The sequence below is a fragment of the Nonomuraea solani genome, assembly GCF_900108335.1.
Taxonomy (GTDB): Bacteria; Actinomycetota; Actinomycetes; order Streptosporangiales; family Streptosporangiaceae; genus Nonomuraea; species Nonomuraea solani.
This window is the reverse complement of sequence record NZ_FNVT01000007.1, coordinates 246,085-264,921: the sequence shown is the minus strand read 5'-3', so window position 1 is coordinate 264,921 and position 18,837 is coordinate 246,085. Positions and strand designations below refer to the sequence as shown.

The following is an 18,837-nucleotide window of genomic DNA, read 5'->3' as shown; positions in this document are numbered from 1 at the left end:
ACGATCTCGCGCAGGGATGAGCCGCTCGGCGATCTCGACCGCGTCGACTGGGCCGGGCTACGGCACGCCCGGCCCTCCCGTACCTGCTCGTACCCGGGTCACTGACCGGCCAGGCCGGTGTGCGCGACACCGCGTACGATCTGCCGCTGGAACAGCACGAACACCACCAGCAGCGGCAGCCCGGCGAGCACCACGGAGGCCATGATCTGCGCGTACCGCAGGCCGAACGTGCCCTGGACGACGTTGGCCAGGCCCACCGGCAGCGTCATCGTGTTCGGGTCGGTGGACACCAGGAACGGCCAGAGGAAGTTGTTCCAGGTGTTGATGAACGTGAAGATCGACACGGCCGCCAGCACCGGGCGCGACAGCGGCAGCACGATCGTGAAGAACACCCGCCACCGGCCCGCCCCGTCCACGAACGCGGCCTGCTCCAGCTCGGGCGGCACGTCCTGGAAGAACTTGAACAGGATGTAGACGATCAGCGGCGCGGCCACCTGCGGCAGGATGATCGCCCACCAGGTGTCCACCAGGCCGAACGCCACCATCTCCGCGAACAGCGGCGCGATCAGCACCTGCGGCGGCACCATGATCCCGGCCAGGATCGCCCCGAGCAGCACGCGCTGGCCCCTGAACTGCGTGCGGGCGAACCCGTACGCCGCCATCGCGGAGAACAGCACGGTCATGAACGTGACGGCCACCGCGGTGACGGTCGAGTTGATCGCCCACTTGACGATCCCGCCGGTGCCCAGGACCAGCTCGTAGGAGTCGAAGGTGATCTCGCTGCCGATCCACTCCAGTGGGATCTTGGTCGTCTCGCTCTCGGGCTTGAGCGAGGTGGCCACGGCCCAGGCGATGGGCGCGAGCCAGATGGCCGCCAGGACCAGCGTCACCACCAGCAGGACGACCTGGCTGAAGCTGAACCGCTTGGTCACGACGCGACCTCCTCGCGCTTGCGGAACAGCCGGAGCTGCGCCAGGGAGACGATGACGATCAGGACGAACAGGATGTACGACACGGCCGAGGCGTAGCCGATGCGGTAACCGGTGAAGCCGACGTCGTAGGCGTACTCGATGATCGGCCGGGTGGAGTCCTGCGGGCCGCCGCCGGTCATCAGGTAGATCTGGTCGAACACCTTCAGCGAGGCCACCAGTTGCAGCACCACGATGAGCGCCGTCGTACGGCCGAGCAGCGGCAGGGTGATCGAGCGCAGCTTGTCCCAGGAGGAGGCGCCGTCGATGGCGGCGGCCTCGTACAGGTGCGCCGGGATGGACTGGAGCGCGGCCAGGTAGAGCAGGAAGTTGAAGCCGACCGTCCACCAGACCGTGGTCAGCACCACCGACCACATGGCCACGGAGGGGTCGCTCAGCCACAGGACGTCGGTGCCGAGCGTGCCGTTGAGCAGGCCGTAGTCGGGCGGGTAGATCATCTGCAGCCACAGGATCGAGATCACGGCCGACGGCAGCAGGAACGGCCCGAAGAACGACAGCCGCCACAACCACTGGACCCAGCGCAGGTTGTGCACCAGCAGCGCGAACACCAGGCCCAGGAGGACCAGCGGGATCGTGCTCAGCACGGTGAAGACCAGCGTGTTCCAGAGCGAGCGCCACATGCGCGGGTCGCCGAACGCCTCCAGGTAGTTCCCGAACCCGACGAACTTGTTGTTGCCGCCCGCGATGTTGACGCTCGACAGGCTCATCTGGAAGCCGAGCACGGTCGGCCAGACCAGGAAGGCCAGGTAGATCAGCAGGAACGGCCCCACGAACAGCAGCCCGTGCTGGGTCCAGCCACGCCGGACCTTGGCCTTGGCGACGGGGGCGGCGGTCGCGGGGGCCGCGGTGATGGTGGCCATTAGCGCTCCTCGTCGGGGAAGGGGTTCGGGGCGGACAGCAGCCTGTTCAGCGACGCCTTGGCGGCGGCCAGGCCCTCCTCAGGCGTCCGCGCGCCGCTGATGACCGGAGAGAACGCCTCCCCGAACTCGATCCACAGCCGCGAGGCCGACCCGGCGAACCACGCCTGCGGGTCGAGGGCGACCTCGGTGATGACCGAGCGGTACTCCGACTGCGGCTGCAGCGCGAGGTAGTCGGGCTCCTCCAGCGCCGGCAGGTACGCGGGCACGTGCCCGGCCACCGCCCAGTCGGCGCTGTTCTTGACGAGGTTCGCGATGAACTGGTACGTGGCCCGCTCCACCTGCGGATCCCGGTTGCGCTGGTGCGGCAGGACGAACGCGTGACAGTCGGCCTGCGCCGCGCCGGTGCCGAAGACGCTGGGGAAACGGGTCATGCTGAACGGCGTCTTGCGCTCCTTGAGCCCGGTGGTCTCCCAGTCGCCGTTCCACAGGAAGGCCGCCTGGCCGTTGGTGAAGTTGGCCACGGAGGCGCCATAGTCGGTACGCGGGTCGCACAGCCCTTCCTGCCCGAGCCGCGCCATGAACCGCAGCGCCTCCAGCGCCTTGGCGTCGTCGATGGTGACCGTGGCGCCGTCGTCGGAGAGCAGGGTGCCGCCGCTCTGCGGATACAGCGAATACCACACCCGCCATGGGCCCACCGTGCCGAGACCGAGGCAGTCGAAGGCGAGCGGCGGTTTGCCGCCCATGACCTCCTTGGCCTTGTTGAGCTGGGCGATCAGCTCGTCGGCGTTCTTGGTGGGCACCAGCTTGCCGTCGGAGCCGAGCAGGCCCGCCTTCCCGCAGATGTCGGTGTTGTAGTACTGCACCATCGGGTGGGCGTCGAACGGGATCGCGTACAGGACGCCGTCGAGGTGGGCCCGCTCCCAGATCGGCGGGCTGAAGTCGGCGCCCCGCAGGCCCACCTCCTCCAGCAGCTTGACGTTGATGGGGTCGAGGATTCGCCCGGCACCGATCCCGGCCAGCCGGGCCAGGTGGAAGGTGGCCAGGTCGGGCGAGCGCCCGCCGGAGCCGGCCATCGCGATCTTCGTGTAGTACGGCTCGCCCCACGCGAGCACGTTCTCCTCGACGAAGATGGCCGGGTTGTCCTTGGCGAACGCCTGGACCATCTTGTTCATGATGATCCCGTCGCTCGCACCGAGGAAATGCCAGTACTGGACCCGGGTCTGGGACGAGCCGAGCCCGACGGGGATGGCGCAGCCCGTGGCCGCCGCGCCGAGAAGTGCGAGGCTGCCGCCGAGGAGATGCCGGCGGTTGATGGGGGGACCGTGCACGTGAGCCTCTTCCTGCACCGAGCTATCGCTTGGCTATGTTCTCGCTAACATCAGAGGAGTCAGGGCAGCCGTGAATAGGGCCTCTCGCGCAGCGCGGCGCGAAGGCGTCATGGGCGTACCGTCCGGGTCGCGGAGGTCGCCGCGTGGACCCCGTTGTTTCAGCGGGGTTACCCGAGTGTTAGCGGTAACAAGCAGCCTGTCAAGGCCCGTCGGCAAACGGTTGCCGCGATCACCGTGCCACTCCCCGCCCCTTGACCGGACTTCCTGATAGCGCTAACAATCTGGAGCACGTAACGCCGCGAACCAGGAGCATCCGTGCATCAGGCCAAGCTCACCCTCGATCCCGCGTTCAAGGTCGCCCCGGTACGGCGGCGCACCTTCGGCACGTTCGTGGAGCACCTCGGGCGTTGCGTCTACACCGGCATCTACGAGCCCGGCCACCCGTCGGCCGACGACGACGGCTTCCGCCGCGACGTCCTGGACCTGACCAGGGAACTGGGCGTGTCCACAGTCCGCTACCCCGGCGGCAACTTCGTCTCCGGCTACCGCTGGGAGGACGGCATCGGCCCGGTCGGGCAGCGGCCGCGCCGCCTCGACCTGGCCTGGCACAGCACCGAGACGAACGAGGTCGGCGTCGACGAGTTCGTCCGCTGGTGCCGCAAGGCCGGCGTGGAGCCCATGATGGCGCTCAACCTCGGCACCCGTGGCATCGCCGAAGCCCTCGACCTGCTCGAATACTGCAATATCCCGTCCGGCACGACGCTGTCCGACCTGCGCGTCACCAACGGCGCCAAGGAGCCGCACGGCATCAGGATGTGGTGCCTGGGCAACGAGATGGACGGCTCCTGGCAGACGGGCCACAAGACGGCCCTCGAATACGGCCGGCTCGCCGCCGAGACCGCCCGCGCCATGCGCATGGTGGACCCGAAGCTGGAGCTGGTCGCGTGCGGCAGCTCGAGCGCGAGTATGCCCACTTTCGGCGCGTGGGAGGCCACCGTGCTGGAGGAGACCTACGACCTGGTCGACTACGTCTCCTGCCACGCCTACTACGAGGAGAAGGACGGCGACCTCGGCAGCTTCCTGGCCAGCTCGACCAACATGGAGTACTTCATCCGCTCGGTCGTGGCCACCGCCGACAGCGTCGGAGCCCGGCTGAAGTCGCGCAAGAAGATCGACATCTCCTTCGACGAGTGGAACGTCTGGTACCTGTCCCGCTTCGTGAACGCCGAGCCGCCCACGGACTGGCCGGTCGCGCCGCCGCTGCTGGAGGACCACTACCACCTGGCCGACGCGGTGACCTTCGGCGGGCTGCTGATCACCCTGCTGCGCAACAGCGACCGGGTGACGGCCGCGTCGCTGGCCCAGCTCGTGAACGTGATCGCGCCCATCATGACCGAGCCCGGCGGGCGGGCCTGGCGGCAGACCACCTTCCACCCGTTCGCGCAGGCGTCCCGGTACGCGGCGGGCGACGTGCTGCGGGTGGAGCCGGTGTCGCCGTCGTACGACACGAAGCTGTACGGCGAGGTGCCGCTGGTGCACGCGGTGGCCACGCACTCCGAGGAGGGCACGACGTTGTTCGCCGTCAACCGCTCGACCGATGAGCCGCTGTCGCTGGAGATCGACGCCAGGGCGCTCGGAGGCGTCCGCGTCGTCGAGGCCACCACGCTCACCGACCCGGACGTCTACGCCCGCAACACCGCCGACGACCCGGACCGGATCGCGCCCCGGCCGAATCCGGACGTCGAGCCCGACCCCCTGCGGATCCTGCTGCCCCCGGTCTCCTGGAACGTGATCAGACTGGCTTAGGTCCGGTGCTCTCCCTGACGACCAGCTCCGGCTCGACCAGCCGGCGCGCGTCCGGCTCGGCGCCCGCCATCCGGTCCAGCAGCAGGTGGAAGGCGAGCCGGCCCACCTCGCCGAAGTTCTGGCGCACGGTCGTGAGCGGCGGCCAGAAGTAGGCGGCCTCGGGAATGTCGTCGAACCCGGCCACGCTCACGTCTTCCGGCACCCGCCGCCCGGCCTCGCGCAGCGCCCGCAGCACACCGAGCGCCATCTGGTCGTTGGCCACGAACACGGCGGTGACCCCGGGATCGGCGGCGAAGCGGCCGCCGAGCTGGTAGCCGGAGCGCGAGCTCCAGTCGCCGCGCAGGATCTCGGGCACCGGCCGCCCCGCGGCCTCCAGCACGCCGCGCCAGCCCTCGATGCGGTCGTTGGCGTCCAGCCAGTCGGCGGGGCCTGCCACGTGCAGAACGGTCTCATGCCCGAGGTCGAGCAGGTGCCTCGTCGCGCGGGCGGCGCCGGTGCGCTGGTCCACCTTGGCCACCGGCACGGGGATGTCGTCACCGGCGTCCACCGCGACCACCGGCATCTCGGGCGGCAGGTGGCGCAGCCCGTCGGTGGCCGATTCGTGCGGGGCGACGATGATCACGCCGTCGACCGACTGGGTGCGCAGCCGCTGCAGGCCCTCCTCCATCGAGCGCCGGTTGAGCGAGCTGAGGCTGGCGATGCTGACGTTGTAGCCGGCGTGCCGGGCGGCCTGCTCGATGCAGTAGAGCGTGGAGGCGGGGCCGTAGAGGGTGGTGTCGATGCTGACCACGCCGAGCACACCGGAGCGGCCGGTGACGAGCTGGCGGGCGGCCTGGTTGGGCCGGTAGTCGAGCTCGCGCACGGCGGCCAGCACCCGGGCCCTCGTCTCGGCGCGTACGAGGTCGGGCGCGTTGAGCACGCGCGAGACGGTCATGGTGGAGACGCCGGCGAGCACGGCGACGTCCATGAGCACCGCGGGCCTGCCCGATCTGGCTTTCACCGTGGCTCACCCCCCTTGGCGGTAACGCTAACAGGCCAAAGGGGCGAGCGCGCGATCATAACCGCCGACCCGCTACACCGGCCGGATCGACCACTGCTGGCAGGTGTTGTTGAGCCAGCTCCACTGCCGTACGTCGGCGCCGTCCGCCGTGCCGCAGTCGGCCACGTCGGCGACCTTGCCGGTGGCGGCGTTGACGATCCTGACCCAGCCGCCGGTCGCGGTGTAGACGAGCCGGAAGCGCTGGCAGGTGTTGTTCAGCCAGCTCCACTGGCGGATGTCGGTGCCGTCGGCGGAAGCGCAGTTGGTCACGTCGGCGACCTTGCCGGAGGCCACGTTCACCAGGCGGCTCGTGTCGTCGGCCTGGTCCTCCAGTCGCCAGCGCTGGTTGGTGCCGCCGTTGCAGGTCCACTGCTGGATGTTCGCGCCGTCGGTGCCGGATCCGCCCGCGACCTCCAGGCACTTGCCGCTGTTCCGGTTGACCAGCGTGTACGCGGTGGGCGTCGCGGCCGTCTCTCCCGCCGGGGCGGGCAGCGAGGTGCCCGTGGCCACCGGGGTGCCGAAGTTCGGGCTGCCGTCGGAGTTCCAGGTGAACTTCTGGGCGCGGGTGGTGCGGTTGTTGTCGCAGCCGCCGCCGCTGGAGCTGTTGGCGTGGTAGACGATCCAGTTCTCGGCGCCGTTGGGGGAGGTGAAGAAGCCGTTGTGGCCGGGGCCGTACACGTTGCCCGAGCGCTGGAACACCGGCGTCGGCTTCTTCACCCACGAGGACGCGCTGAGCGGGCTGCCGCCGTTGTAGGTGAGCTGCCCCAGCTTGTAGTCGGGCCCCCAGCAGGCGCTCGCCGAGTAGATCACGAACGTCTGCCCGCCCCGCTGCAGCGCCTCCGGCCCCTCGTTGACCGTGCCACCCTGCGTCTCCCAGCTGAGCGCCGGACTGGAGATCCGGCTGAACGTGCTCCCGCTCACCGTGTACGGATTGCTCATCGGCGCGATCACCAGGCTCTGCGTGCTCCCGGCGATGAACCCGCTGCCCAGCAGGTAGAGCGTCCCGTTCAACGTCATGGGGCTCGCGTCGATCAGCCACCCGCCCGGAGTGAGGTTGGAGCCGGTCAGCATGCTCCGGTACGCGTACGGCCCCAGCGGATCACTGCCCGAACTCTCCAGCACGTGCGTGCGCTGACTGTCACAGCAGGCGGCGCCGACGGCCCCGGCCGAGTAGTAGATGTACCAGCGGCCGTTGAACTGGTGCAGCTCAGGAGCCCAGAAGTTGGTGCCGCGGGAGGCCGTGGTGTCCTGCCAGACCTGGATGCCGGGCGCGGTGGCCAGCCCGCCGAGGGTCGGCGACCTGCGCATCACCAGCGTGTTCGTGAAGCTCGTGGTGATCAGGTAGTAGTTGCCGTCGTGATACTGCAGCCAGGGGTCGGCGCCCTTCTGCGACTTGATCGGGTTGGTGTACGACGTGGCCGCCGAGGCCGGTCCCGTGCCGGGGACCAGGGCTAAGAGGAGGAGCGACAGGGCCGCCAGGATGCTTCGGATCATCGTCGGACTCCTTGGTAGCGCTAACATTCCGCTCTCCTTTGTTAACGCTCACGTCCGGCGTGTCAATGGAGGCTGAAAGTTTCACTACCCGTACAACAGAGCAGCCCCAGCTCGCGTGAGCTGGGGCTGTGAAGCTGGTGGACGATACTGGGATTGAACCAGTGACCTCTTCCGTGTCAGGGAAGCGCTCTCCCGCTGAGCTAATCGTCCTTGGAGGTGGCGACGGGATTTGAACCCGTGTGGACGGCTTTGCAGGCCGCTGCCTCGCCTCTCGGCCACGCCACCGAGTCAAATCTCTACTCCGAGCGGAAGACGGGATTCGAACCCGCGACCCTCACCTTGGCAAGGTGATGCTCTACCACTGAGCCACTTCCGCGTAGCTGCTTGCACAACTCTAGCGGGTTTTTGGAGCGGATGCTTACGTGGCGAGCCTCAGCGGGGGTCCTTGCGCAGTTGCCGGGCCACGCTGCGCTCCGTGGCGGGCAGGGTGAGGAAGATCTCCAGAATCCTGGTGAGGCGGTGGACCTCGATGCGGTGGAAGGCCGGGCCCTCCGAGCGGGCCAGCAGGAGCGACAGGGCCAGCGGCGGCAGCGGGGCGTGGATGACGTGCAGGCCGCCGTGGAGCGTGACGGCCGTCGGCCGGGCCGGGACCTGGCCGGGGACGGTCAGATCCTGCGGGGCCCGCCAGCTCGCGTAGACGACGCGGTCGTCGGCGGTCGTGGCGGCCCAGTCGGCGCTGAACAGGACAGGGAGCGAGTCGATGAGGGTGGTCAGGGCGCGGTCGCCGGCCGTGGTGATGTATTTGAGGATCTCCAGCTCCGGATAGGTGCCGGGCGCCTCCCGGGTGGTCCAGATGCCCTCGACCGTCACGTCCTTGACGCTCAGCAGGCTCTTGACCAGGGCCTGCCTGGGCGTGCTGTCGGGGCAGAAGATCGTGATGTCGTCGACGGCCATGCCCGCGCCGCGTTCGAGCACGGTCACCTGCGTGATGTCGGCCCCCGCCGCCCCCAGGACCTTGGTCACCTGCGCCAGCGACCCCGGCCGGTCGGGCAGCCCGACGCGCACTCGAAGAAGCATCCATCCCCTCCACTCCAGATGCCTCTCACAGCCTATCCGCGAATACCGGTTACGGCCTGACCTGCGCTACAACTGTGGGGGTGAAGATTGGGCCGATTGGGGTGTGGCCGCCGGTGGTGCTGGCGCCGATGGCGGGCATCACGAACGCGCCGTTCCGGATGCTGTGCCGGGAGCAGGGCGCGGGGCTGTTCGTGTGCGAGATGATCACCACGCGAGCGCTGGTCGAGCGCAATCCCAAGACGTTCCGGATGATCAGGTTCGCGGAGTCGGAGCGGCCCAGGAGCATCCAGCTCTACGGCGTCGACCCCGACATCGTGGGCCGGGCGGTCAAGATGATCGCCGAAGAGGACCTGGCCGACCACGTCGATCTCAACTTCGGCTGCCCGGTGCCCAAGGTGACCAGGCGCGGGGGCGGGTCGGCGCTGCCGTACAAGCGCAATCTGCTGCGGCGGATCCTGCGGCAGGCGGTGGCGAACGCCGGGCCGCTGCCCGTGACGATGAAGATGCGCAAGGGCATCGACGACGACCACCTGACCTACCTCGACGCCGGCCGGATCGCCGTCGAGGAGGGCGTGGCCGCCATCGCGCTGCACGCCCGCACCGCGAAGCAGCACTACGGCGGCGTCGCCGACTGGGAGGCGATCGCGCGGCTGAAGGAGGCCGTGCCCGAGGTTCCCGTGCTGGGCAACGGCGACATCTGGTCCGCCGACGACGCCCTCAGGATGGTGGCGCGCACCGGGTGCGACGGCGTCGTGGTGGGGCGGGGGTGCCTCGGGCGGCCGTGGTTGTTCCGGGATCTGGAGAACGCGTTCAACGGCGGCCCCGAGCGGGTCCGGCCGACGCTCGGCGAGGTGGCCGAGGTGATGGCCAGGCACGCCGAGGGGCTGACCGAGTGCTTCGACATCGAGCGCTACGCGGTGGCCGACTTCCGCAAGCATGTCGGGTGGTATTTGAAGGGGTTCACGGTCGGGAGCGAGCTGCGGCGCGAGCTGGCCACGGCCGAGTCGCTCGACGGGCTGCGGGAGGGGCTGGCCAAGCTGGAGCACGACCAGCCGTGGCCGCCGAACACGGACACGCCCCGGGGCAAGTCGGGCGAGCGGGCCAAGGTGCTGCTGCCCGACGGGTGGCTCGACGACCCGTGGGACACCCAGGCCCCTGATGACGAGTTCGAGATGTCCGGCGGCTGACATCTCCTAATGCGGGCCGCTGACCTCGGTGCCGCAGGGGCCGCCGCCGACGGCCGTTTCGAGCTGGACGCGCTCGCCGGACATCGTCATCGTCGGGTAGTACTCGGCGATCCGCTCCGCGGAACGGCCCACGTAGTGGCAGATGAAGCTGCGCCGGAAGCGGTCGGCCGTGCTGTTGGGCTCCGAGCCGTGCACCAGGCTGCCGTTGAAGAACAGCACGTCGCCGGCGTTCATGTCCACGGGCACCCGTTCGAGGCCGGGCGGCGGGGGTACGTACTCCCTGGTGAACGAGACGTCCTGGTCGGCCTCCTCCGGGCAGAACAGGTCCATCTTGTGCGTGCCGGGCACGACCTCCAGGCCGCCGTTCGCGCGGTCCACCCGGTCGAGCGCCACCCAGGCGGCCACACAGGTGCCCGGCTCGACCCGGAGGTAGAAGTTGTCCTGGTGCAAAGCCTGGCCCCTGGCGCCCGGCGGCTTGAAGTAGAACATGCTCTGGGCTGCTATCGGCTCCTCCTCCAGAAGGTCGCGGAGCACGGCGGCGATGCGCGTGTCGAGCAGGTAGCGCAGGGCCAGGTCGTTCACCACATGAGGGTGCATGATGCGCGGGTAGTCGCGCAGGATGTCGTACGGCCGGCCGGGTTCCTGCGGCTGGGGGGCGAAGTGACCGGGGATGGGACCCCTGGAGTGCAGCGCCATGAACTCCTCGCGCAGCTCGGCCACCTCCTCCGGGGCGAGGAGACCGGGCACCAGCAGGTACCCCTGATCGTGGAAGTCGTTGAGCCTCATGCCTCTCACGCTAAAGAGCCGGATCGTGTAACGGTATGCCTGTGACCGCTGAGGACCTGTCTGTTCCTGCTGCCGAGCTGACGATCGTGGGCCACTACGACAAGGTGGCAGGCTACGCGACCCGTCGCGCCGGCGGCTCGCCGAGCTGGCTGCTGCTGTGGACGGAGGCGGGGGCCGGGCTCGTCGAGCAGGGCGGGGTGTCGTGCGAGGTGGGGCCGGGGGATCTGGTGGTGCTGGGGTCGGGGGTGGCGCAGCACTACCGGGTGCCGGCGGGGGCGGGGAGGTGGCGGTTCTGGTGGGTGCACTTCCAGCCGCGCGCGACCTGGGCGGCCTGGCTGGGGCCGTACGCGAGGGGGGATGGGCTCCACCTGGTGGCCGGGGTTCCGGCGATCGTGCACGAGCGGATCGGCCGGGCGTTCGAGCGAGCGCTCCAGGACTCCCGCTGGACCCCGGACGCGCCCGCCCCGGACGCGCCGGTGCCGGGGGAGGCGCGGGTGCCTGCCGTGGTGGTCGGCGGCCCTGCGCGGGAGCTGGTGATGGGGGCCGTGGAGGAGGCGCTGGTGCTGGCCACCGCGTCGGCGCGGCCGGTGGGGGCGCGGCGGGGGGAGGAGGGCGACGAGCGCGTACGCCGGGTGCTGGCGATCATCGCGGCCGAGCCGGGCGCCCCGCACTCGGTCGCCTCGCTCGCCCGCGCGGTCGCCCTCTCACCCTCCCGCTTCGCCCACCTGTTCGCCGAGGAGACCGGCCAGACCCCCATGCAGTCCGTACGCCAGGCGCGCGTCCGCCACGCCGCCGGCCTCCTGGAGGTCACCGACCTGGACGTCGGCCAGGTGGCGGCGGCCTCGGGCTTCGTCAGCCCGTTCCACTTCAGCCGCGCCTTCAGAAGGGAGTACGGCCTGCCGCCCCGCGACTATCGCGCCCGCGTGCGCCCCGTCACCGGCTGACCGGCAGTGGCCCCCTGTCCGGGGTGAAGAGCCGGTCGTCCAGGTGGTCGACGGCGTAGTCGATGGCCCCGGCGACCACGCATTCGTCGCCCAGCGTCGAGGCGCGCACCTCCGGCATGCGCATGCACGTACGCTCCAGCCGCTCCCGCAGCCGGTCGAGCAGCACGTCGGCCGAGCGCGAGAAGCCGCCCCCGAGCACCACGAGCTGGGGATCCAGGATGAGGACCATCGCGGCCGTGCCCACCGCGAGGTCGTCGACGTACCGCTCGACGGCCTCGATCGCCGCCGGGTCGCCGTCGCGAGCCGCCGCCAGCGTGTGGCCCGCCGCGTCCTCCGGCGGCGTGCCCGGGGGCACGGACGCGCACGTGTTGAGGTGCTCGGGAGCGTCGAACCAGCGGGCCTCGGGCAGCATGGAGATCTCGCCGGCCGCCGCGCCGAACCCCCTGTGCACCCGGCCGCCGATGATGAGACCGGCGCCCATGCGCCGCCCGACGTGCAGGAACACCACGTCCCGGGCGCCCTTGGCGACGCCGCGCCGGTGCTCGGCCATGGCCGCCAGGCGGCTGTCGTTCTCGATGAGCACCTGGCACGGGAACATCTCGCGCAGCTTGCCCGCCAGGTCGAGGTCGCGCCACGCGGGCACGGCGGCCGAGAAGATGACCCGGCCCTCGACGTCGATCACGCCGATGGTGCCCACCGAGATGGTCCACAGGTCCTCGACCGTGGTGCGGCTGAGCGCGAGACAGCCGGAGACCGCGCGCTCGATCGCGGCCAGGCGCTCCTCCAGCGGGGCGTCCGGCAGCACCGGCTGCCGGGTCTCGGCCAGGATCTCACCGTCGAGGTCGGACAGGGCGGCCCGGATGTTGTGACCCCCTATGTCCACGCCCACCAGGTAGCCGCTGTCGGCGCGGAAGCGGTAGCGGCGGGCCGGCCGGCCCATCGTGCCGGGGCTCGGCGGCACCTCCTCGACCCAGCCGAGCGCCATGAGCTCGTCGGTGACCTCCTTCATCGACGGCCGGGACAGGCCGGTGCGCTCGGCGAGCGCCGACAGGGTGAGCGGCCCGGACCCGCGGAGCTCGCGGATGGCCGTCAGCGAGTTGAGCTGCCGCAGGCGGGACAGGTCGCCGCCGCGTAGGTCCGCCATCGCCCGTCCTTAATGTAAGAGTCCTCGTTAATTAACGATTATGCCAGGAGATGGCCCGTTGACCATCCAAGAAACTCGGTGCTACTAATAAAGCTCTCCTTCGTAAGTTGAGAGGAATGAGGGACTGATGCCGTTCGCGGACGTCGGTGAGATCAGGTGCCGGCCCCAAGAGGCGCGGGTGTTCGAGCACGGCTGGCAGTCGTGGAGCCCCACGGGCCGCTACCGCTGGACCGACACCCCGCCGCGCCCGGCCGACGCGACGATCCGGGTCCTCGCCTACCGGCCAGAGACGCCCGTGCCTGAGGGATCCTTCCAGGGCGAGGGGCTGCTCGCGATCGAGCCCGGCGACGGTTCCGTCGAGCTGTGGTCGGCGCCCGATCCCCGCACCGTGCCCTCGATCAGGGTGCGGGAGGAGCAGGGCCGCCTGGTGGTCTCCGCCGACGGCCCCGTACGCCACCACCGCGCGGAGAACGGCCTCGACCAGGCACTCCGCGACTGGGCCGCCGGCATGACCGAGCAACGTGAGTTCCCCGCCGTGCCGCCCATGTGGTGCACCTGGTACGGCTACTGGGACCGGGTCACCGACGCCGACGTCATCGAGAACCTCGAACTCGCGCGGCGCCACGACCTGGGCGCCGACATGTTCCTCATCGACGACGGCTACGAGGCCGGGATCGGCGACTGGCTGGAGGGCCGGCCCGGCTTCGGCTCGCTGTGGCGGGCCGTGGACGCCGTGACGGGAGCCGGGCGGCGGGCCGGGATCTGGACCGCGCCGTTCCTCGTCGGGCACCACGGCCGGATCTTCAGGGAGCACCCGGACTGGCTGGTCGGCGGCGCGTACGCGGGCCACATGTGGGACCAGGACCTGGCCGTCCTCGACGTCACCCACCCCGACGCCGCCGCGCACCTGGTCGAGGTGTTCAGGACGCTGGCCGCGATGGGCATCGGCCACTTCAAGATGGACTACCTCTACGCCGGGGCGCTGCACGGCCGGCGGCACGAGGACATCGACCCGATCGCCGCGTACCGGCTGGGCCTGGAGCTCGTCCGCCAGGGCGCGGGCCCCGAGGCCACGCTGCACGGCTGCGGCGCGCCGATGCTGCCCAGCATCGGCCTGGTCGACATCATGCGGGTCAGCCCGGACATCGCCCCCACCCTGCAGCCCAAGTCCGGCGACATCAGCCAGCCCTCCCAGCTCGGCGCCCGGCTCACCGGCGCGGCGCGCGAGTTCCTGCACGCCCGCTGGTGGGTGAACGACCCCGACTGCATCATCCTGCGGCCGGAGGTCGAGGCCAGGGAGGAGTGGGCGGCGCACATCGAAGCAACCGGCGGGCTGCGCGGGTCGAGCGACCCGATCGCGGCGCTCGACGCGTGGGGGATGGAGACCACCAGGCGGCTCATGGTGCCGACGGCCGAGGTCCCTTCGTGAGAAGGAACAACTGGTACCCGTACCTGTTCGTCGGCCCGAGCCTGTTCGGCGTGGTGGCGTTCCTGCTGCTGCCGATGGTCATCGTGCTGGTGCTCAGCCTGTTCGACTGGGAGCTGTTATCGGCTCCCGAGTTCGTCGGCCTCGACAACTACGCGCGGCTGGCGGCCGACGGGGAGACCTGGCACTCGCTCTGGGTCACCGTCGCCTACGTCCTGCTCTGCATCCCGCTCCAGACCGTGCTGGCCCTGGGCCTGGCCATGCTGCTCGACCGGCGGATCAAGGGCGTCAGGTTCTACCGCTCGCTGTTCGTGGTCCCGTGGATGGCCACGCCGATCGTCCTCGCCCTCGTCTGGAACTGGATCTTCGACCCCCGTGACGGCGCGCTCAACAGCGCCCTGGCGGTGATCGGGATCACCGGCCCGGACTGGCTGTCCGACCCGGCGTGGGCGCTGCCCGCCGTCGCGCTGGTCAGCGTCTGGCAGCACACCGGCTACAACATGCTGTTCTTCCTGGCCGGGCTCCAGGGCATCCCCAAGGAACTGCACGACGCAGCCGAGACCGACGGCGCCACCCCGGCGCAGCGGTTCTGGAAGGTGACGCTGCCGCTGCTCAACCCCACGATGTTCTTCGTCACGGTGACGAACCTGATCGGCGCCTTCCAAGTCTTCGACACCGTGTACGCGATGACCGACGGCGGTCCGAGCCAGAGCACCGAGGTGCTCAACTTCCGGATCTTCCAGACGGCGTTCAAGGAGTTCGACTTCGGCTACGCCGCCACACTGTCGACGCTGCTCTTCGTGATCATCCTGCTGGTGACGCTGGCGCAGGTCAGGTTCTTCTCCAAGCGCACCACCTACGACCTGAGCTGAGGCGGCCGTGACCAGACGAATCCTGCTCTATGCCGCCCTCGCCACCGGCGCGCTCATCTCCGTGTTCCCGTACCTGCTGGTCCTGCTGACCGCGTTCAAGACGCAGGCGCAGCTCAGCTCGACCCCGCCCTGGCTGCCCGGGCTGCCGCCGACCACGGACAACCTGGCGGACATGCTCGGCGGCGACTTCCCGCGCTTCATCCTCAACACGGCCGTGATGACGGCGCTGCTGACGGCCGGGCAACTGGTGTTCACCACGTTCGCCGCCTACGCGTTCGCGCGGCTGCGGTTCCGGGGCAGGGACGTGCTGTTCTGGCTGTTCGTGGCCACGATGATGGTGCCGAGCGCGGTCACCATGATCCCGCTGTTCCTGATCATGCGCGAGCTGGACCTGGTCAACACCTGGTACGGCCTGCTCGCGCCGTACGTGCTCGGCACCCCGTACGGGATCTTCCTCATGCGCCAGTTCTTCAAGAGCCTGCCCGCCGGGCTCGAAGAGGCGGCGCGGATGGACGGCGCCGGGCCGATGACGATCCTGCTGCGCGTCATGCTGCCGCTCTGCCGCCCGGCGCTCGGCACGCTGGCGATCATCACCGTGATCTCGTCGTGGAACAGCTTCCTGTGGCCGCTGATCATCACCAGCGGCGACGACACCAAGGTCATCACCGTGGCCATCGCCACGCTCAAGGACGGCATCGGCGTCGACTACCACCTCATGATGGCCGGCAGCCTGATCGCGCTGGTGCCGATGGTGGCGATCTTCGTCTTCTTCCAGAAGTACATCGTCAGGTCGGTGGTCCTCACCGGCCTCAAGTAAAAGAGGCAGCGGATGTCGAAGAACCCCCCGATTCGCTGGGCCCTGCTCGCGGCCGTGGCGCTCGCCCTCACCGGGTGCGGCTCCGGCTCGGACACGGGCAAGGTGACGTTGACGTACCGGCTCTGGGACGACCAGCAGAAGGCCGGCTACGAGAAGGTGATGGCGGCCTTCGAGAAGGCCAACCCGGGCATCGACGTGCAGATCGAGCTGCTGCCGTACGACCAGTACTGGACCAAGCTCACCGCCGACGCGGTCGCCGGCACGGCGCCGGACGTGTTCTGGATGACGCCCACCCAGTTCCCCGAGTACGTCACCAAGGGCGTCCTGGCCCCCGTCAAGATCGACGCCGCCAAGTACCACCAGACGGTCGTCGGCTCGTTCACCTACGAGGGCAAGCCGTACGGCGTGCCCAAGGATTGGGGAGTCGTCGGCCTGCTCTACAACAAGGACCTGTTCAAGCAGGCCGGCGTGGAGATGCCCGACAAGCTCACCTGGACGGCGGACGGCACCGGCACCCTGCTCGACACGGCCCGCAAGCTGACCGTGGACGAGGCCGGCAAGCACCCGGGCGAGTCCGGCTTCGACGCGGCCAAGGTCAAGACGTACGGCTTCGCCTCCTGGAACCACTACCAGACCCAGTGGATGAACTGGGTGGCCTCCAACGGCGGCAAGCTGGTCGACCAGCCCTTCGGCAAGTACGCCTTCAACGACCCCGCCTCCGTGCAGGCGCTGCAGTTCGGCGTCGACCTGGTCAACAAGCACCACGTGTCGCCGCCCGCCACCCAGACCAACCCGCCCACCGGCAAGGTCACCGACATGTTCAAGGCCGGCCAGATCGCCATGTTCCCGGCCAACAACGCGCTGCTGCCGTTCGTGGCCCCGGAGTCGACCTTCGAGGTCGGCGTCGCCCTCATGCCCGAGGGCCCGGCGGGCCGCTCGGTCAACCTCAACGGCCTGGCCGAGGCCGTCTACGCCAAGAGCGACCATCCCGAGGAGGCCATGAAGCTGGCGAACTACCTCGGCACCGAGGAGCCGCAGAAGCTGATGGCCGACGGCGGCTACGTCTTCCCGGCGCTCAACGGGCTGTCGCAGGGCTACGTGGACTACTGGAAGGCCAAGAAGATCGACGTCTCGCCGTTCGCCGAAGAGGCGGCCGGGACCACCTTCCCCCTGCCGGTGACCACCGGTTTCACCGGGTTCGAGACGAAACTTAATCAGATCTTCAACGAGATGTACCTCGGCGAACTCTCTCCGAAAGAAGCCGCCGACCAAGCTGTCGCCGAAGGCAACGCCGCTGTATCCAATTGACCCGCTCCGCGGGGCTCGGTCGCTGTATCTGATTGACCCCGCTCCGCGGGGCTCGGTCGCCATGATGCTTCCGACTCCGTCGGAAGCGCGGTGTATCTGATGACCCCGCTCCGCGGGGCTCGGTCGCCATGAAGCTTCCGACTCCGTCGGAAGCGCTCCCTCGTTCTCTGCAAGTTCGCTCCCTCGTTTGTACAGGTTAAGGATCCTCATGATCACCCGGCGTTCACTATTCGCCGGGGGCGCGAGCCTGGGCATCTCCGCCGCACTGGGGGTCACCCCCGTGCGCGCGGCCGCCCGGCCCGTCCCTCTTTCCGACCCCTTCCAGCTCGGCGTCGCCTCGGGCGAGCCCACGCAGGACGGCGTGGTGCTCTGGACGCGCCTCGCCATGAACCCGATCGCGGCCGACGGCTTCGGCGGCATGCCGGACCGCGCGGTCGACGTCCACTGGCAGCTCGCCAAGGACGAGAACTTCCGCCAGATCGTCCGCCAGGGCACCGAGCCGGCCAGCCGCGAGTCGGCCCACAGCGTGCACGTCGAGCTCGAAGGGCTGACCGCCGGCGCCGAGTACTTCTACCGCTTCAAGGCCGGCAGCGAGCTGAGCGAGGTCGGCCGCACCCTGACCTCCCCGGCCCCGGGGATCCGCACCCGGCCGCTGAACCTGTCGTTCACGTCGTGCGCCGACTACCAGGCCGGCTGGTTCACGCCGTACCGCAGGATGGCCGAGGACCAGCCCGACCTGATCGCCTTCCTCGGCGACTACATCTACGAGTACGGCGACTACAAGTACCCCGTCCGCGACCAGGCCGGCGGCGAGTGCCTCGACCTGGCCGGTTACCGCCTGCGCCACGCCCAGCACAAGGCCGACCCCGAGTCGCGGCTCGCGCACGCCATCGCCCCCTGGGTCGTGGTGTGGGACGACCACGACATCGAGAACGCCTGGGCCGGCGACGTGCCCGAGCAGCCCGACCCGCCGTTCCTCAAGCGCCGGGCGGAGGCGTTCCAGGCGTACTACGAGAACATGCCGCTGCGCCGCGCCCAGAAGCCGGACGGCGCCGCGCTCAAGCTCCACCGCAGCATCCGGTGGGGCGACGTCGCCAACCTGCACCTGCTCGACACCCGCCAGTACCGCGACCTGTACGCCTGCACCGGCAAGAGCGGCACCGTCGGCCCCGACTGCCTGGAGCGTTTCGAGCCCAACAGGACCCTTCTCGGCCGGGACCAGGAGGCGTGGCTGGACCAGCGGCTCAAGACCTCGGAGGCCACCTGGGACCTGCTCGGCCAGCAGGTCTTCTTCATGGAGATGGACTGGGCGAACGGCGAGGGCAAGGGCTACTCGAACGAGGGCTGGGACGGCTACGTCGCCTCCCGCAACCGCCTGACCGCCGCCATCGACACCTACAAGCGCAACGCGGTCGTCCTCACCGGCGACGTGCACTCGCACTGGGCCGGCGAGGTCAAGCGCGACCACCAGGACCCCGAGTCCAAGTCGGTCGCGGTCGAGCTGGTCACCACGTCGGTGACGAGCGCGGGCAACGGCCTGGACGAATACCCGAACACGCAGATCCTGATGAACGAGAACCCGCACGTGAAGTTCTTCAACGGCCGCCGCGGCTACGTCAGGACCCGGATCGACCAGCGGGAGATGAAGGTCGAGTTCCGCTCGCTGTCCCGTGTCACCGAGCCCTACGCCCCCGCCTACACCTCCGGCTCCTTCGTCATCGAGCCCGGCAGCCCCAAGCTCAACCCCGCCTGACAGGACT

The 18,837-nt window shown here is 69.7% G+C and carries 16 protein-coding genes and 3 tRNA genes; 8 read left to right on the top strand and 11 right to left on the bottom strand.

All coding sequences use genetic code 11. From position 1 onward, the window contains the following. Positions 1–98: 98 nt before the first annotated feature. From C4V41_RS26420 to C4V41_RS26410, 3 genes are read right to left on the bottom strand one after another with little or no spacing between them, the layout of a single operon-like run. On the bottom strand, positions 99–932 hold the full coding sequence (locus C4V41_RS26420; RefSeq protein WP_103958621.1) for a carbohydrate ABC transporter permease: 834 nt from the start codon (positions 930–932) through the stop codon (positions 99–101). Next, entirely contained in the window at positions 929–1,849 is a 921-nt protein-coding gene (locus C4V41_RS26415; RefSeq protein WP_103958620.1) for a carbohydrate ABC transporter permease, read from the bottom strand. The genes C4V41_RS26420 and C4V41_RS26415 overlap by 4 nt, the downstream gene beginning before the upstream one ends. Then, on the bottom strand, positions 1,849–3,177 hold the full coding sequence (locus C4V41_RS26410) for an extracellular solute-binding protein (RefSeq protein ID WP_235030390.1): 1,329 nt from the start codon (positions 3,175–3,177) through the stop codon (positions 1,849–1,851). Before C4V41_RS26410 ends, C4V41_RS26415 begins: the two co-directional genes overlap by 1 nt. Before the next feature lie 315 nt (positions 3,178–3,492). Between C4V41_RS26410 and arfA the strand changes: the two genes are divergently transcribed. Continuing rightward, positions 3,493–4,983 carry an arabinosylfuranosidase ArfA gene (arfA, locus tag C4V41_RS26405; RefSeq protein WP_103958618.1) on the top strand — a complete coding sequence of 497 codons (1,491 nt, stop codon included), beginning with the start codon at positions 3,493–3,495 and terminating at the stop codon, positions 4,981–4,983. Here arfA and C4V41_RS26400 read toward each other — a convergent pair. The 6 genes from C4V41_RS26400 to C4V41_RS26375 form a co-directional block, all read right to left on the bottom strand. Beyond that, positions 4,970–5,983 carry a LacI family DNA-binding transcriptional regulator gene (locus C4V41_RS26400; RefSeq protein WP_456093856.1) on the bottom strand — a complete coding sequence of 338 codons (1,014 nt, stop codon included), beginning with the start codon at positions 5,981–5,983 and terminating at the stop codon, positions 4,970–4,972. The genes arfA and C4V41_RS26400 overlap by 14 nt on opposite strands. A gap of 72 nt (positions 5,984–6,055) precedes the next feature. Then, positions 6,056–7,516 (bottom strand): family 43 glycosylhydrolase, encoded by a 1,461-nt coding sequence (locus C4V41_RS26395; RefSeq protein ID WP_103958616.1) that lies wholly within the window; start codon positions 7,514–7,516, stop codon positions 6,056–6,058. Positions 7,517–7,651: 135 nt separating this feature from the next. Further along, positions 7,652–7,726 (bottom strand) — tRNA-Val (locus C4V41_RS26390). A 1-nt stretch (position 7,727) separates the two neighbouring features. Further along, a tRNA-Cys gene (locus tag C4V41_RS26385) sits at positions 7,728–7,801 on the bottom strand. 19 nt (positions 7,802–7,820) lie between these two features. Next, a tRNA-Gly gene (locus C4V41_RS26380) sits at positions 7,821–7,892 on the bottom strand. A gap of 56 nt (positions 7,893–7,948) precedes the next feature. Beyond that, the gene (locus C4V41_RS26375) at positions 7,949–8,593 is read right to left on the bottom strand and encodes an ACT domain-containing protein (protein ID WP_103958615.1); all 645 of its coding nucleotides are present in this window, start codon (positions 8,591–8,593) and stop codon (positions 7,949–7,951) included. Between the two features lie 80 nt (positions 8,594–8,673). Between C4V41_RS26375 and dusB the strand changes: the two genes are divergently transcribed. Then, positions 8,674–9,780: a tRNA dihydrouridine synthase DusB gene (gene dusB / locus C4V41_RS26370; RefSeq protein WP_235030389.1), complete on the top strand. Its 1,107-nt coding sequence runs from the start codon at positions 8,674–8,676 to the stop codon at positions 9,778–9,780. A gap of 6 nt (positions 9,781–9,786) precedes the next feature. Here the strand turns inward: dusB and C4V41_RS26365 are convergent, their stop codons facing one another. Further along, complete coding sequence (locus tag C4V41_RS26365) at positions 9,787–10,566, bottom strand: phytanoyl-CoA dioxygenase family protein (protein WP_103958613.1); 780 nt, start codon at positions 10,564–10,566, stop codon at positions 9,787–9,789. Positions 10,567–10,601: 35 nt separating this feature from the next. Between C4V41_RS26365 and C4V41_RS26360 the strand changes: the two genes are divergently transcribed. Further along, complete coding sequence (locus tag C4V41_RS26360; RefSeq protein ID WP_103958612.1) at positions 10,602–11,510, top strand: helix-turn-helix domain-containing protein; 909 nt, start codon at positions 10,602–10,604, stop codon at positions 11,508–11,510. Here the strand turns inward: C4V41_RS26360 and C4V41_RS26355 are convergent. Further along, positions 11,500–12,654 carry an ROK family transcriptional regulator gene (locus tag C4V41_RS26355; RefSeq protein WP_103958611.1) on the bottom strand — a complete coding sequence of 385 codons (1,155 nt, stop codon included), beginning with the start codon at positions 12,652–12,654 and terminating at the stop codon, positions 11,500–11,502. The genes C4V41_RS26360 and C4V41_RS26355 overlap by 11 nt on opposite strands. Before the next feature lie 127 nt (positions 12,655–12,781). Here C4V41_RS26355 and C4V41_RS26350 point away from each other — a divergent pair, with 127 nt between their 5' ends. From C4V41_RS26350 to C4V41_RS26330, 5 genes are all read left to right on the top strand, one after another. Beyond that, the gene (locus C4V41_RS26350) at positions 12,782–14,083 is read left to right on the top strand and encodes a glycoside hydrolase family 36 protein (RefSeq protein WP_103958610.1); all 1,302 of its coding nucleotides are present in this window, start codon (positions 12,782–12,784) and stop codon (positions 14,081–14,083) included. After that, the gene (locus C4V41_RS26345; RefSeq protein WP_200824237.1) at positions 14,080–14,952 is read left to right on the top strand and encodes a carbohydrate ABC transporter permease; all 873 of its coding nucleotides are present in this window, start codon (positions 14,080–14,082) and stop codon (positions 14,950–14,952) included. The genes C4V41_RS26350 and C4V41_RS26345 overlap by 4 nt, the downstream gene beginning before the upstream one ends. Before the next feature lie 7 nt (positions 14,953–14,959). Further along, a complete protein-coding gene (locus C4V41_RS26340) occupies positions 14,960–15,769 on the top strand; it encodes a carbohydrate ABC transporter permease (protein WP_103958609.1) in 810 nt (269 codons plus the stop codon). A gap of 12 nt (positions 15,770–15,781) precedes the next feature. Further along, positions 15,782–17,077, top strand: a complete 1,296-nt coding sequence (locus tag C4V41_RS26335) for an ABC transporter substrate-binding protein (RefSeq protein ID WP_103958608.1) — start codon at positions 15,782–15,784, stop codon at positions 17,075–17,077. 208 nt (positions 17,078–17,285) lie between these two features. After that, a complete protein-coding gene (locus C4V41_RS26330; RefSeq protein ID WP_103958607.1) occupies positions 17,286–18,830 on the top strand; it encodes an alkaline phosphatase D family protein in 1,545 nt (514 codons plus the stop codon). The last annotated feature ends 7 nt before the right edge of the window (positions 18,831–18,837 follow it).